This window comes from Streptomyces phaeofaciens, from assembly GCF_014648915.1.
GTDB lineage: Bacteria > Actinomycetota > Actinomycetes > Streptomycetales > Streptomycetaceae > Streptomyces > Streptomyces phaeofaciens.
The window spans coordinates 1-15,152 of the sequence record NZ_BMSA01000025.1 but is presented as its reverse complement, the minus strand read 5'-3'; the positions used below and the strand labels follow the sequence as shown (position 1 = coordinate 15,152).

9 protein-coding genes are annotated in these 15,152 nt (G+C 69.7%); 8 read left to right on the top strand and 1 reads right to left on the bottom strand.

The window, feature by feature from the left end:
• Nucleotides 1-120: 120 nt before the first annotated feature.
• The 7 genes from IE275_RS33525 (at nucleotide 121) to IE275_RS33495 (ending at nucleotide 10,640) form a co-directional block, all read left to right on the top strand.
• Nucleotides 121-1,128 (top strand): NADP-dependent oxidoreductase, encoded by a 1,008-nt coding sequence (locus IE275_RS33525; protein WP_189716203.1) that lies wholly within the window; start codon nucleotides 121-123, stop codon nucleotides 1,126-1,128.
• Between the two features lie 742 nt (nucleotides 1,129-1,870).
• Nucleotides 1,871-2,902 (top strand): LacI family DNA-binding transcriptional regulator, encoded by a 1,032-nt coding sequence (locus tag IE275_RS33520; protein WP_189716201.1) that lies wholly within the window; start codon nucleotides 1,871-1,873, stop codon nucleotides 2,900-2,902.
• Between the two features lie 540 nt (nucleotides 2,903-3,442).
• Nucleotides 3,443-4,534 carry an ABC transporter substrate-binding protein gene (locus IE275_RS33515; protein WP_189716199.1) on the top strand — a complete coding sequence of 364 codons (1,092 nt, stop codon included), beginning with the start codon at nucleotides 3,443-3,445 and terminating at the stop codon, nucleotides 4,532-4,534.
• A 76-nt stretch (nucleotides 4,535-4,610) separates the two neighbouring features.
• Entirely contained in the window at nucleotides 4,611-6,170 is a 1,560-nt protein-coding gene (locus IE275_RS33510; protein ID WP_189716197.1) for a sugar ABC transporter ATP-binding protein, read from the top strand.
• On the top strand, nucleotides 6,163-7,125 hold the full coding sequence (locus IE275_RS33505; protein ID WP_189716195.1) for an ABC transporter permease: 963 nt from the start codon (nucleotides 6,163-6,165) through the stop codon (nucleotides 7,123-7,125). Before IE275_RS33510 ends, IE275_RS33505 begins: the two co-directional genes overlap by 8 nt.
• The gene (locus IE275_RS33500) at nucleotides 7,122-8,156 is read left to right on the top strand and encodes an ABC transporter permease (protein ID WP_189716193.1); all 1,035 of its coding nucleotides are present in this window, start codon (nucleotides 7,122-7,124) and stop codon (nucleotides 8,154-8,156) included. Before IE275_RS33505 ends, IE275_RS33500 begins: the two co-directional genes overlap by 4 nt.
• Nucleotides 8,157-8,282: 126 nt before the next feature.
• The gene (locus IE275_RS33495) at nucleotides 8,283-10,640 is read left to right on the top strand and encodes an AbfB domain-containing protein (RefSeq protein ID WP_189716191.1); all 2,358 of its coding nucleotides are present in this window, start codon (nucleotides 8,283-8,285) and stop codon (nucleotides 10,638-10,640) included.
• A 73-nt stretch (nucleotides 10,641-10,713) separates the two neighbouring features.
• Here the strand turns inward: IE275_RS33495 and IE275_RS33490 are convergent, their stop codons facing one another.
• Nucleotides 10,714-13,998 (bottom strand): LamG-like jellyroll fold domain-containing protein, encoded by a 3,285-nt coding sequence (locus IE275_RS33490; protein ID WP_189716189.1) that lies wholly within the window; start codon nucleotides 13,996-13,998, stop codon nucleotides 10,714-10,716.
• Nucleotides 13,999-14,832: 834 nt separating this feature from the next.
• On the opposite strand from IE275_RS33490, the gene IE275_RS33485 reads away from it, so the two are divergent.
• On the top strand, nucleotides 14,833-15,152 hold a 320-nt coding region (locus tag IE275_RS33485), incomplete at its 3' end, for a transposase (RefSeq protein ID WP_189716187.1).

The following is a 15,152-nucleotide window of genomic DNA, read 5'->3' as shown; positions in this document are numbered from 1 at the left end:
CTCGACGACCTGCGCACCATAGGCGGCCGACGGCTGGAACGGCCTGTGGCACATATCACGGCAGCCGTCGTACCTACTGGTCGGTACGGTAAGGGGGAGCCGCAAACGACAGGAGGCGCGATGTCCGCGACCAACCGCCAGATCCGTCTGGCAGCCCGCCCCGTGGGCGAGGTCGACCCCGAAGACTGGGAGCACTGTGCGGGGCCCGTCGACGAACCGGGCCCGGGCCGGTTCGCGGGCCGCACGCGCGCCATCTCCCTGGACCCGGCGATGCGGGGCTGGCTGGACGACCGTCCCTCGTACCTGCCGCCGGTGGGCATCGGCGAGGTGATGCGCGCCGGATCGGTCATCGAGGTCACCGCCTCCGACCATCCCGACTTCCAGCCCGGTGATCATGTGGTGGGCACCTTCGGCGTCCAGGAGTACGTGGTCTCCGACGGCAGGGGCGCCATGAAGATCGACACTTCGCTCGCCCCGCCCTCGACGTATCTCGGCGCGCTGGGCATGCCCGGGATGACCGCCTACTTCGGTCTCCTGGACGTCGGCGCGCTGAAGGACGGCGAGACCGTCGTGGTGTCGGGCGCGGCCGGTGCGGTCGGCACCATCGCGGGCCAGATCGCGAAGGCCAAGGGCTGCCGGGTGGTGGGCATCGCCGGAGGGCCGGAGAAGTGCGCCATGCTCACCGACGAACTGGGCTTCGACGCGGCCATCGACTACCGCGCCGACGATGTCAGAAAGGCGCTGCGCCGGCATGCCCCCGACGGCATCGACGTCTACTTCGACAACGTGGGAGGCGACATCCTCGACGCCGCCCTGACCCGGCTGGCGATGCACGCGCGCGTCGTGGTCTGCGGTGCCATCAGCCAGTACAACAACGACACCCCGGTCAAGGGCCCCTCGAACTACCTGTCCCTGCTGGTGCGCCGCGCCCGCATGGAGGGATTCGTCGTCTTCGACTACGCCGACCGCTACGCACAGGCCGCCCGGGACATAGCCGCCTGGATCGCCGACGGCCGCATCAAGGTCAAGGAACACATCGTGCAGGGGAGCGTGGACGACTTCCCCGAGACCTTGCAGATGCTCTTCCGCGGCGAGAACGTCGGCAAGCTCGTCCTCGAACTGGTGTGACGGACACCGGGAGCGGGGCCGCGCTCCCGGGCCAGGAGGCTGTCGTCACCGGCGATGCCGGCGCGGGTTCCCTCCAGGCCGACCGTGACCGGAGCCGCGCGGATCCCGAAACGTGCGCATCCGGCCGTACCTGCCAAGTGCCGGGCGGCTCGCCACCCGTGGTGAGCCGCCCGGCGCAGCCTGACCGCTTGAGCCGTCCGGGGCAGCCTGACCGCCTGACCGCCTGAGCCGTCCGGGGCAGCCTGACCGCCTGAGCCGTCCGGCCGACAACGCGGCTTCTCCGAAGGGCGGCACGTCGCCCTCGACGGGATCGGCGAACACGGACACGGATGCCTGGCGGCCGAACCGAGCCGTCCTGGCAGGAACGGCGCGCCGCACCGGGTGTCATGCCGGACGCGGCCGCCGCGTTTCCGTGACCCTCCGGTCGGACGAGCCCGTGACCGACCATGACGCGGCTCGTCGGCTTTCCGCCGTCGTCGGCCCGAAGGACCCGCGCCGGCCATGAGGAAGTACGCTCGCCCGCCGATCCGGATCCGCGTCGGATGCCCGGACGGCAAGCCGAACAGCCGCCCGCGAACCCCTTCGGGACTGCTGTCGCGCGGCGCCTTGTCAGTGCGACGAAAGCGCCTGTATAACGTTGTAAAGACCTACGGGAGGTCGGAGCACGGTCCGCGACGATGACGCCGGCGACCCTGTACCCCGCACCGACCGGACCGGTCGGGACGCCGAAAAGGGGAATGCCGTGCGGGTCAGCCTCAAGGACGTTGCCGCGCACGCGGGGGTCTCCATCAAGACCGTCTCCAATGTGGTGAACAACTACCAGCACGTCACGCCCGCCATGCGCGAGCGGGTCCAGCGGTCCATCGACGTGCTGGGCTACCGGCCCAACCTGGCCGCCCGTCATCTGCGCAAGGGCCGTACGGGCATCATCGCGCTCGCGCTGCCCGAACTCGGGAACCCGTATTTCGCCGAACTCGCGGCCGCTGTCATCGACGCCGCCGCCGCGCACGAGTACATCGTGCTGCTGGACCACACCGGAGGGTATCGCGAGCAGGAGGTCCTGGTCAGCCAGGGTTTTCGGGCGAGGGTCATCGACGGTCTCATCCTCAGCCCCATCGAGCTGGAGGCCGAGGACCTGCGCGACCGGGCGGAGAACGTACCGCTGGTGCTGCTCGGCGAGCGCGACTACGACCTGCCCTACGACCACATCGCCATCGACAACGTCGCCGCCGCCCGTGCCGCCGTCCGGCATCTGGTCGAACTCGGGCGCAGGGAGGTGGCGTTCATCGGCGCTCGGCGCGGCCGCAGCGAGCCCGCTCAGCTGCGGGTCCGCGGCTGGCGCGAGGAGCTGACCGCCGCCGGCCTCCCGGCCGACGACGGGCTGGTCGCGGCCACCGACGGATGGGGCCATGCGGACGGAGCCGACGCCATGCGCCGCATCCTGGAGTCCGGACGGCGTCCCGACGCCGTGTTCGCCTACAACGACCCCATGGCCATCGGTGCGATGCGCGTGCTCTTCGAATGGGGGCTCCGCGTGCCCGAGGACATCGCGGTCGTCGGCTTCGACGACGTGGTCGAGGGGCATTTCGGCGCGGTGACCCTCACCTCCGTGTCGCCGGACAAGGAGGCCATCGGCCGGCTCGCGGTCGAGTCGGTGCTGGAACGGCTCGGCGGCAACGAGGTGTCCGAGCCGCACCGCGTCTGGGCGGACTATCGCCTGGTGGAACGCGAGAGCACCCTGGGGCGGGCGGCGGCCGCCGACGGCCGCGGGTGATCCCGCGGGCTGTGCGATTGCAAATCCATGGCCTCCCGGGCCTTCCTGGGGCGGCCTGAGACGCGGGGTGCCCGGGCATGCCTGCGCGTGCTGTCCGGCCCCGCACGGCTCGCCCCTGTCTGTCGGTGAGGCGTGTGCTCCCGGGGCGCCGAACCGCCTGATGTCTCGTCGGTAGCGCGTCTTTTGCAGTGCGTTGCGATCGGCGGTGCCCGAAGACTCGACCTGCGCGCCGGATGGGGCCCATCCGGACGGGCGTCGGTGCCCCGATCGCGTTCGCGCGCGCCGGTGTTTCTTCGCCCGGCCCGCGACTTGTGCCGTCTCGTCGGTTGCGGTGGGGAACAAGGTGGTTCGCGGCAGGCTGTGCACAGTGTGTGCACAGGGGGTTTACAGCGCCCTTCCAACGATGTAAAAAACTCTGTGCGGCGGGCCGAACGACTGTTCCCGCCAGGGGAGAAGCACTACTTCGCTCGACCATGCTCGACCTCTGCCTGCTCACCATCTCCCCAGCGCCCTCTCAGCGTCACCTGGATCGGGGTCACCATGCAGCGCACTACACACCGTCGCCTCTCCGCCCGTCCCGTGGTCGTCTCCCTGGCCGCGGCCGTGGCGTTGACCGCCACCTCCTGCGCGAAGTCGGAGGACGACGCCGCGACCGACACCTCGTCCTCGGCCTCCGCCGACGCCGAGCAGAAGGTCGCCGAGCCCAAGCCGGGCAGCAAGACCTGCACCATCGACACGTTCGGTGGGAAGAAGGTGGACCTCAAGAACGCCACCGTCGGCTTCTCCCAGTCCGAGAAGGAAGCCAACCCCTTCCGTATCGCCGAGACGCAGTCCATCAAGGACGAGGCCGAGAAGCGGGGCGTCAAGCTGCTGACGGCCAACGCCCAGTCGCAGTTCTCCAAGCAGATCAGCGACGTCCAGGACCTGCTGGCCAAGGGCGCGGACCTCCTGGTGATCGCCCCGCTCAACTCCGACGGCTGGGAACCGGTGTTCAAGGCCGCCGCGGCCAAGAAGGTCCCCATCGTCACCATCGACCGCAAGATCAACGCCACGCCCTGCAAGGACTACGTGTCCTTCATCGCCTCCGACTTCGTCGAACAGGGCAGACGCGCCGCCGACCAGATGATCGAGGCGACCGGCGGCAAGGGCGAGGTCGCGATCCTGCTCGGCTCGGCCGGAAACAACGTCACCACCGAGCGCACCAAGGGCTTCAAGGACCAGATCGCCAAGGAGGCGCCCGGTCTGAAGGTGGTCTTCGAGCAGACCGGTGACTTCGCCCGCGAGAAGGGCCAGCAGGTCACCGAACAGCTCATCCAGTCGAAGCCCGGCATCAAGGGGATCTACGCCGAGAACGACGAGATGGGCCTGGGCGCGGTCGCCGCGCTGAAGGGCGCCGGCAAGAAGCCGGGCGACGTCGAGATCATCACGGTGGACGGCACCCGCAACGCCGTCCAGGGCATCGTGGACGGCTGGATCAGCGGCGTCGTCGAGTCCAACCCGCGCTTCGGTCCGCTGGCCTTCCAGACGCTGGACGGCTTCACCAAGGGCGAGGAAGTGACGCAGGACATCGTTATCGAGGACGGCGCCTACGACCCGGACAACGCGAAGAACGACATCGGCAAGGCCTACTGACCCTCCTCGGGGGCCCGTTCCCACGGGCCCCCTCCCCGTCCTCCCTCACTCCTCGCATCGCACCCTGGAGGAACAGGTGGCACCCCCTGCCGAAGTGCTCGCCGTCCGCGGACTGAGCAAGACCTTTCCCGGCGTCCGGGCCCTGGACGACGTGGACCTGACCCTGCACGCCGGTGAGGTCCACGCCCTGATCGGCGAGAACGGCGCCGGAAAGTCGACCCTCATCAAACTCCTCACCGGCGTCTACCGGCCCGACGCCGGCGAGGTCGTGTTCCAGGGCCGTACGGTCTCCTTCGGCACCCCGCTGGAGGCCCAGAAGGCCGGGATCTCGACCATCTACCAAGAGGTCAACCTCATCCCCCTGCTCAGCGTGGCCCGCAACCTCTTCCTGGGCCGCGAGCCGCGCAACCGGTTCGGCGTACTGGACATGGCCCGCATGAACCGGGAGGCCGAGGAGACCCTCGGCACCTACGGCGTGCGCGTGGACGTCCGCCGGCCGCTGCGCACCCTCGGGGTCGGCGCCCAGCAGATGGTCGCCCTGGCCCGAGCCGTCGCCACCGACGCGCGGATCGTCATCATGGACGAACCGACCTCCTCCCTCGAACCCCGCGAGGTCGAGACCCTGTTCGCGGTGATCCGGCGGCTGCGGGACGCCGGGATCGCCGTCGTCTACGTCAGCCACCGCCTGGACGAGCTGTACGCCGTGTGCAGCACGGTCACCGTGCTGCGCGACGGCCGGCGCGTCCACCACGGCCGCCTCGCCGACCTGGACCGGCTCTCCCTGGTGTCGACCATGCTCGGCCGGGAGCTGGGAGAGGTCCGCGCGGAGGGCCTCACCAAGTTCACCGGCGACCACGGCGCGGCCGACGCCGAACCCGTCCTTGCCGCCACTGAACTGACCGTGCCTCACAAATTGCACGGAGTCTCCCTGACCGTCCGCCCCGGCGAGGTCGTCGGTCTGGGCGGGCTGCTCGGCTCCGGACGGACCGAGACCGCGAAGGCCGTCGCCGGAGCCCTGCCCCTGCGTTCGGGCACCGTCACGGTGGCCGGGGTGCCGCTGCGCACCGGTTCGACCCCGGCCGCCCTGCGCGCGGGCGTCAGCCTGCTGCCCGAGGACCGCAAGAGCGAAGGCATCGTGCCCGGCCTGTCGGTACGCGAGAACATCGCCCTGGCCGTGCTGCCCCGCCTCTCCCGCTTCGGCCTGGTCTCCGAGTCCCGCGTCGACAGCATCGTGGACACCTTCATCGAACGGCTGCGCATCAAGGCGTCCTCGCCGCATCAGAAGGTCGGCGAACTCTCCGGCGGAAACCAGCAGAAGGTGCTGCTCGCCCGGTGGCTCGCCATGAACCCCAAGGTGCTGCTGCTCGACGAGCCCACCCGGGGCATCGATGTCGGCGCCAAGGCCGAGGTGCAGAAACTCGTCGACGAACTGGCCGCCGACGGTCTGGGCGTCCTGCTCATCTCCTCCGACCTGGAGGAACTCATCGAAGGGTCCGACCGCGTGGTCGTGCTCAAGGACGGCTCCGTCGTCGGCGAGCTGGCCGGCGACGACGTCACGGAAGAGAAGCTCATGCGCACCATCGCCGGCGACGGCCCCGCGCGGGACACGGTCAAGGAGGCGGTCGTCGATGGCTGAAGCCACCCTCCGCACCCTCCCGCTGGACAAGGCCCGCGTCCTCCACTGGCTGCAGAGATACGGCGTCTACGCGGGCGTCGCGGCACTGCTCGTCGTCAACACCGTCATCACCCCGTACTTCCTGACCGTCGAGAACTTCCGTACCCAGGCCGTCCAGGTCGCCCCCGTCATCATCGTCGCCCTCGGCATGGCCCTGGTCATCGGCACCGAGGGCGTCGACCTGTCGGTCGGTGCGGTGATGGCGCTGGCGGCCTCCGTGACCGCCCTCTACCTCGGCTACGGCCTCCTGCCCGCACTGCTGGCGGTCGCCCTGTTCGCCGCCGGCGTGGGACTGGCGGGCGGGGCCCTGGTCGCGTTCGTCGGAGTACAGCCGATCGTCGCCACCCTGGCCCTCATGGTCGGCGGCCGCGGACTCGCCCTGGTGCTCCTCCCACAGCTCAAGGACCTTCGGAACCCCGCGCTCGCCTCCCTGGGCTCCGGCGACCTCCTCGGCTTCCCCTACCTGATCCTCATCGCCGCAGCCCTGGCCCTGCTGCTGGGCTTCGTGATGCGCCGCACCACCTTCGGACGCCAGCTCCTGGCGATCGGCGACAGCCGCCCCGCCGCGCAGCTGGCCGGCCTGCCCGTCCGCCGGGTGCTGATCACCGTCTACGTCGTCAGCGCGCTCCTCGCCGCGGTCGCGGGCGTGCTCGCCACCGCACGCCTCCAGGCCAGCGACCCCACCTCGCTGGGCAACCTGATGGAACTGTCCGCGATCACCGCGGTCGTGGTCGGCGGCACCCCGCTGACCGGCGGCCGGGTCAACATCGCCGGCACCGTGGCGGGAGCCGTCCTCATCCAGCTCCTCACCGCCACCCTCATCAAGCACGATCTGCCGCCCTCCTGGACCCAGATCGCCCAGGCCATCGTGATCGTCGCCGCCGTCTACGCGGCACGGGGACGGGGGAAGCGTTGACCACCACCACAACGGACGGGCCCGTGACCACCGCGAGCATCGAACCGCCGCAGGACACCCACCCGGTGGGCCCCGCCCGCCACGAACGGCTGAGCGCCCTCGTCCAGCAGCACGGAGCCCTGGCCGTCCTGCTGATCGTCTCCCTGGTGGCGTCGCTCTCCTTCGACTCCTTCGCCACCGGCGACAACATCAGCAACATGGCGACCAGTTCCGCCTTCCTGGCGATCGTCGCCCTCGGCATGACCTTCGTGATCATCACCGGCGGGGTCGACCTGTCCGTCGGCTCCCTGTTCGCCCTCGGCGGGGTCCTGGCCGCCTGGGGATCGCGCCACGGCACCCTGGTGGCCCTGCTGCTGCCGCTCGCCGTGTGCGGACTGATCGGCGTCGTCAACGGCCTGCTGATCGCCCGCTCCCGCCTCGCGCCGTTCATCGTCACGCTCGCCGCCATGCTGGGCGCGCGCGGACTGATGCTGGCGCTCACCGACGAGGGCGCCGACACCTATCTGATCGGCAAGGGTTCCTTCCTCGCCGAACTGGGCCAGGGCACCACCCTCGGCCTCGGGAACCCGGTGTGGATCACACTGGCCCTGTTCGTCGCCGGAGCCGTCGTCCTGCGCCGGACCCGCTTCGGACAGCACGTCTACGCGGTCGGCGGCAACGAGGACGCCGCCGCCCTGATGGGCGCCCCGGTGGCCCGCACCAAGATCCTCGTCTACGCCCTGTCGGGGCTGCTCGCCGGACTGGCCGGCGCCCTGAACGCCGCCTGGCTCGCGTCCGGCGTCACCATCCTCGGCAGCGGCATGGAGCTGGACGCCATCTCCGCCGTCGTCATCGGAGGCACCCTGCTGACCGGCGGGCTCGGCTACGTGAGCGGCTCGCTCGTCGGGGTGCTGCTGCTGAAGGTGATCCAGAACGTCATCAACCAGATCGGCTCGCTCGACTCCTCCTACCAGCAGGTCGTCAGCGGCGCCTTCCTGGCCGTGGTCGTCATCGCCCAGACCTGGCTCGGCCGGCGCCGACAACTGATGTGACAAGTCCCGGACCCGGCGGCCGAGTTCCCATGGCCCGGCCGCCGGATCCGGAAACAGGCGGCCGGACCTCCCCGGCCGCCTTTTTGCACGCGCACGTCTCCCCACCCCACGATTCAAGGAGGCACGATGCGTCAAGTACCCGCAGGAGGAGGGCTGTTCGCCCGGCTGAGACGACGAGCTCGGTGGGCCGGCACCGCGCTCGCCGTGCTCACCCTGGTGGGCTCCACGGCACTGACGGCCACCGGGTCCGCGGCCGCCGCACCCCAGGCGTGGACGCCCAAACCGTCACCGATGACCACCCCGTGGACGAACCAGGTCCCCACCGACACCCCCCTGCCGGAGTACCCCCGCCCCCAGCTGACCCGCCCCGACTGGGCCAATCTCAACGGCATCTGGGACTTCGCGGTCACCTCGGCCAACGCCGGCCAGCCCGCCTCGTTCACCGAACAGATCCGGGTCCCGTTCGTCGCCGAGTCCGCGCTCTCCGGCATCCAGCGCAAGATCACCCAGAACGACAGGCTCTGGTACAAGCGCACCTTCACCGTCCCGTCCGGCTGGAACGGCCGCCGCGTCCAGCTCAACTTCGGCGCCAGCGACTGGCGTACGACCGTATGGGTCAACGGGCAGCAGGCCGGAGCCGTCCACAGTGGCGGCTACGACGCCTTCTCGTACGACATCACCGGCCTGCTGAACGGCGGCACCAACACGGTCGTCGTCTCCGTCTGGGACCCCACCGAGACCGGCACCCAGGCCATCGGCAAGCAGCGCATCCGTGACGTCGCCCCGCACTCGGGCGGCGGCATCCTCTACACCGCCGCGTCCGGCATCTGGCAGACGGTGTGGCTGGAGCCGACCGCGCCCGCGTACATCAGCCGCCTCGACCTGGTCCCGGATCCGGCGAACAGCCGCCTCAAGGTGACCGTCCGGGGGAGTGGGACCAGCGGCCATCAGGCCCGCGTCACGGTCTCCAGCGGCGGCACCACCGTGGGCACGGCCACCGGCCCGGTGGGCACCGAGTTCACCGTGCCCGTCCCGAACCCGCACCTGTGGACCGCGGACGACCCCTTCCTCTACGACATCAAGGCCGACCTGCTCTCCGGCACCACCACCGTCGACTCCATCGGCAGCTACACCGGCATGCGCACCATCGGCCTGGCCAGTGTGGGCGGAGTGCGGCGCCCGGTGCTGAACGGCAGGTTCGTGTTCCAGACCGGCACCCTCGACCAGGGCTACTGGCCGGACGGCATCTACACCGCGCCCTCCGACGCCGCCCTGCGCTTCGACCTGCAAAAGCACAAGGACCTGGGCTTCAACATGGTCCGCAAACACATCAAGGTCGAGCCGCAGCGCTGGTTCTACTGGGCCGACCGGCTCGGACTGCTGGTCTGGCAGGACATGCCCTCCATGGAACGCACACCCGACGCCGCGGCCCGCACCCAATGGGAGGCCGAGTACGACCGGATCATCGACCAGCACCGCAGCTCACCCTCCCTGGTCGTATGGGTCGACCAGAACGAGGGCTGGGGCCAGTACGACCAGGCCCGCATCGCCGACGAGGTCAAGGCGTACGACCCCTCCCGGCTCGTCGACAACATGAGCGGCATCAACTGCTGCGGCGCCGTCGACGGCGGAAACGGCGACCTCCTCGACCACCATGTGTACGTCGGCCCCGGCACCACCGTGCCCAGCGCCACCCGGGCCGCCGTGCTCGGCGAGTTCGGAGGACTCGGCTTCAAGGTCGCCGGCCACGAGTGGTATCCCGGCGGCGGCTTCAGCTACGAGGACCAGCCGGACATCGCGCACCTCGACAACCGGTTCGTCGGCCTGCTGGACGCGATCCGCGAGGTGCGCATGCCCCGGGGACTGTCCGCGTCGGTCTACACCGAGATCACCGACGTCGAGAACGAGGCCAACGGACTGCTCACCTACGACCGCCAGGTGGTCAAGGTCGACGAGGCACGGGTGAGAGCCGCCAACCGCGCCCTGATCGAGGCCTCCCAGGGCTCCACCACACCGGTCACCCTGCCGACCGGCTACAGGTCCCTGCGGGTGACGACAACCGGCTACACCGACCGGTACGCGCGCCACAGGGACGGCGCGCTCTACACCGAGGTCGTGAACGCCGGCAGTGACGCGCTGCTGAAGAACGACGCCACCTGGAGGATCGTCCCCGGGCTCGCCGACACCTCCTGCTACAGCTTCGAGTCGCGCAACTACCCCGGCGAGTACCTGCGCCACCGGGACTTCCGCGTCCACAAGGAAGCGGGGAGCACCGACCTGTTCCGCGCCGACGCCACCTTCTGCCCCGTCCGCGGCGCGAACGGCGCTGTGCGGCTGTCGGCGTACAACTACCCCGAGCAGTACCTGCGCCACTACAACGCCGAGTTGTGGCTGGCCACCCCGGGCGGTACGCACGCCTGGGACAACCCCGCCCTGTTCACCGAGGACACCACGTGGTCCGTGGAGGCGGCCTGGGCGCCGTAGACCGACAGCGGAGGTCCCGGTGGCGGAAGGGCTTCCTCCCCGCCACCGGGACCTCCTTGTTTCGCGCTGCCGGTCAGGGCTTCTCCGCGCTGTAGAGGGTGCTCACCTCCTCGGCGGTCAGCGCCCGGTCGACGGCGTGGACCTCGTCCACCGCGCCGTTCCAGAAGTCGACCTTCGCACCGTCCCAGTGGGCGCGGCCGACGGTCAGCGGGCCGGTGCTCGGGAAGGCGGCGCCGCCGGTGGTCGTCGCGGCGAGCCTGCCGTCGAGGTACAGCCGGATCTGGTCGGTGCCGGCGTCCCGGACACCGACGAGGTGGTACCAGCGGCCCGCCTCCGCGGCGACGGCCACCTGGGCGCGGCGTTCACCGGGGGTACTGAAGGCGAAGTTGCCGTGCCCGTACTGGAGATAGAACGAGTTCGCCGTGGCACGGGTGTCCTGGCTGACCGCGGTGGCGTAGTTGCCGGGCATCCCGTCGAGCCGGACCCAGGCGGACACCGAGTAGCTGCCGCTGGTGTCCAGCACCGGTCCCGAGGTCTCCGCGTACTGTTTCTGGCCGTCGAACTTCAGGGCGCCGCCGCTGACACCGTCGGTCCAGGAAGCGCCCTCGCGCAGCGTGAGCGGCTCCTTGTTCGGACCGGTGTCCCCGGCGGTGGTCCCGGTGCCCTCGTCGAGGGTCCAGTGCCCGCCGCCCTTCAGCTCCTTCGAGCCCGCCGCGGCGCCGGCGGCGATCACCCTGAGGTTGACCTTCCGCACCTCGGCGGCATCCATCTTGATGTCGCGCCGGTCGTACGTGTAGAGGCCGTTGAGCTCGTTCTCCAGGTCGGTGATCTGTGTGTACACCGAGCCGGACAGTTCGGCGCTGGCCTGCTCGACGTAGAACTTCTCCGTGTTCTCGACGTACCTGCGCGTCAGCTCCGCCTTGGTGGTGACCCCGCTGTAGATCACCGTGGGAGCTCCCGGCCACATGTGGCCGGGGGAGCGCAGGGTGAAGCCGCCGTGCTCGCCGTCCATGGCGGCCCGCTCGTCGTCGGGGAAGGGCGGGTCGTCGTTGTTGTAGTCGTGGTGGTCGATGATGTCGCCCTTGCCCGAGTCACCCTTGGAGTTGCAGCAGTTGACACCGGTGTGGGCATTGACGACACGGGAGGGGTCGGCTGCCTGGACGGCCTCGGTGATACGGCCTGTCTCCTCGCGGTTCCACTCGCCCCAGCCCTCGTTGAAGACGATCCAGCCGATCACGGAGGGCGAGTCGTGGTGCTGGCGCATCATCTCCCGGCCCTGGTCGACGAAGGCCTTCTGCCCCGTCTCATTGGTGATGTTCCCGGAGACGAAGTCCTGCCAGACGAGCAGGCCGAGCTTGTCGGCGTGGTAGAACCACCGCGCCGGCTCCACCTTGATGTGCTTGCGCACCGCGTTGAAGCCGAGCTTCTTGTGCGCCTTAAGGTCGAACGCGAGGGCGTCGTCACTGGGCGCGGTGTAGAGACCGTCGGGCCAGAAGCCCTGGTCCAGGGTGGCGAGTGAGAAGACCGGTTTGCCGTTGAGGACCAGCTTGTTGAAGCCGCCCACCTTCTCGATGCCGATCTTCCGCATACCGAAGTAGCCGCGGACCGTGTCGCGCGACCTGCCGTCGGTCAGGGTGACGTCGAGGTCGTACAGATACGGGTCGTCGGGACTCCACAGGTGCTGCTTCGCCACGGGCAGGGTGAGCTTCGTGCCCGTTGCCCCGCTGACCTTCCCGACAACGTTGCCGCGGGCGTCGCGGGCGACGGCCTCGACACGGGCGGAGGACGAGGCACCATCGGCGTCGACCGTCACCGCGAGGGTGCCGGTGTCGATGTCGGGTGTGGTGACGATGTTCTCGATCGAGGCGGGAGCAACGGGCTCCATCCACACGGTCTGCCAGATCCCGGAGGACTGCGTGTAGAAGATGCCGCCCGGGTTCGTGGACTGCTTGCCCATGGGCTGGTCCGCGCCACCGGTGTCGGTGACGGCGACCACGATCTCCTGCTTGCCGCTCCCCTTCAGCGCGTCGGTGATGTCGGCGCTGAAGGCGTTGTAACCACCGGTGTGCTCGGCGACCTTCGTACCGTTGACGAAGACGCGGGCCTGGTAGTCGACGGCGCCGAAGTTGAGCTTGAGCCGGTTCGAGCGGTTGTCCTTGCCCACCTTCCAGCTCTTGGGCACGTCGATGAGGCGGCGGTAGAACATGTGGTCCTCGTGCCGCTCGAGCCCGGACAGCTGCGACTCGACCGGGAACGGCACGATGATCTTCTCGTCGAGGTCCTTGCCGAAGACCGGCTGCTCACCCGCCTCGGCGCCGCTGAACTGCCACGGCCCGTTGAGGTTCTTCCACCGGGACCGCTTCTGCTGCGGGCGCGGGTACTCGGGCAGCGGGTGCTTCTTGTCGACCTTGTCCCCCCACTCGGTGGTGAGGCGGTGGGTGGAGGCGTTCTCCGCGTAGCGGATGACCTTCGGCACCGCCTTGCCGCCCGCCGTGAGGCCGCCCGCGCCGTCGTAGACGACCCGGACCAGCTGGTTCTTCTGGATCGGCTCCGAGAGGTCGACGTAGAGGGAGGAGGCGTCGCCGGGGACGGACGTGACCGACTTGATCGGCATGGCGGTCGTGTCGGCCTCGGCCTTCAGATGGTCCTTGACCGCCTGGAAGCCGCCCACCTTCCCCTCGAACCGGGCGCGCAGCCGCCGCCCGTTCTCGGCGACGGTGTACTCCACCGGGAAGACCTCGAAGTCGGCCGGCGGGGTGAACGCGGCCATCGGCACGACCTGTTTGGCGAGCGTCGGCGTCGACCAGCGCAGATACATGTTGGCGCCGCCGGTGTCCTGGAACAGCTCCAGCCGGAACGTGTGCTTCTCGCCCGCGGTCAGCCTGACGGCCTGGCTCGTCTGTTCCCGGTCCCAGTCGCCCACCCAGTGGTCGATGACGGGCCGGTCGTCGATGAAGAGCCGGAAACCGTTGTCGCCGATGGCGTAGAAGGTGTAGTCACCCGTGGCCGGCGCCTCGATCTGGCCCGTCCAGCGGGCGGTGGTGTGCTCCGTCTTCCCGGTCAGCTCCTTGAAGGTGTCGGTCAGGCCGGAGAAGTTGATCTGCGGGTCGAGTGTCGTACCACCGAGTTCTGCGAAGTCCCGGGCACCGGGGGCCGACATGCTGAAGTACTCGCCCTTCAGGCCGTGCGTCACGACGGCGGCCTGTTCGGCGGCGAGTGCCGACGCACTGCCCGTGGACTCCGCGGCTGCCGCGGCGGGCAGCATGCCGCTCGGGGGCAGCACCAGGGCCGCCGTGGCGAGCAGCGCCAGCACTCGGGCTCTGTTTCCGGCTTTGGGGCGGGTGTCGTGTGGTGTCATCGAACCTTTCCTCGTACAGAGGCCGTGACCGCGTCCGACCGCCGGGGCAGGGTGACGGACTCCCACGAGGAAACCCCCAAGGAGAAGCTGCACACCGGCTGAGGCACGTTCGGCGAAGCGGCCTTTTCAACGTTGGAAACCCTCTGCCAGCGGTATGACAACACGCCCTCAGGAGGCTGTCCAGACCTCTCGCAGCACTCTGTTGCCCGGCGTCATGGAGAGCGGGTGTACGGAAGGCTGTGAACTTGCCGAATGCGGGCGAGGGGGCTGCAAGTGGACTGACGTGCCGTCAAAGTGCTGGCTCGGGCCGTACGTTCGGAGCGGACGGGCTTCCTGAGCAGCTACGACGCCAACGGGAGGAGTGCGGGCTCGGCCGCACCTTCGCCGAGGTGGACCGATCCGTCCCGTCCACTCAGGCCTGCTCGGCCTGTGGACAGGGGGACGGTCTCAAGCCTTCACCTGTCCGCCGGTGGACGTTTCAGTGCGTGCGGGACGGTGCGGGATGGTGCGCGACCGCGTGACCACAACGGGTCGGACGCCCCGGGCGGCCGGAGCCCTGGACTCGGGGCAGGGCACGTCAAAGTCCCTGTCCTTCTGCCGCCGCGCCCCGCCTCCTGACGAACCATCCGCCCGCCCACGCCGAAAGGGCCACTACCCCCGCCCCCAGCACCCAGTGGTGCCAGTGCCAGAGCGGATTCTGCCACCGCCAGAGCGGCGCGGCCGCGGCCTCCACGGGGATCGACTCGCGGTCGTTGCCGGGCACAGGGTCGTTACTGGCTCTAACAAAAGCGGTTGATCATGCGACTGTCGGCTTGATCGCTCGTTGATGAGGGCATGGGGAAGCGTCAGTCGCGGCCGTGGATCGTGTCGGACGAACTGTGGTCGCTCATCGAGCCGTTGCTGCCCGAACCGCCGCCGAAGCGGGTCGAGGGCCGGCCGCGGGTGCCCGACCGGCAGGCCCTGTGCGGGATCCTGTTCGTCCTCCGTACCGGGATCCAGTGGGAGTACCTGCCCCAGGAGCTCGGCTTCGGCTCGGGCATGACCTGCTGGCGCCGGCTGGCCGCCTGGAACGAGGCCGGCGTCTGGGACCAGCTCCACCAGCTGCTACTGAACAGGCTCAGGTCGAAGAACCAACTGGACTGGTCTCGGGCGGT

Excerpts from the sequence above, each read along its gene's own strand:
- IE275_RS33495 (WP_189716191.1), top strand. The coding sequence starts at position 8,283 with ATGCGTCAAGTACCCGCAGGAGGAGGGCTGTTCGCCCGGCTGAGACGA.
- IE275_RS33525 (WP_189716203.1), top strand. The coding sequence starts at position 121 with ATGTCCGCGACCAACCGCCAGATCCGTCTGGCAGCCCGCCCCGTGGGC.
- IE275_RS33505 (WP_189716195.1), top strand. The coding sequence starts at position 6,163 with ATGGCTGAAGCCACCCTCCGCACCCTCCCGCTGGACAAGGCCCGCGTC.
- IE275_RS33515 (WP_189716199.1), top strand. The coding sequence starts at position 3,443 with ATGCAGCGCACTACACACCGTCGCCTCTCCGCCCGTCCCGTGGTCGTC.
- IE275_RS33490 (WP_189716189.1), bottom strand. The coding sequence starts at position 13,998 with ATGACACCACACGACACCCGCCCCAAAGCCGGAAACAGAGCCCGAGTG.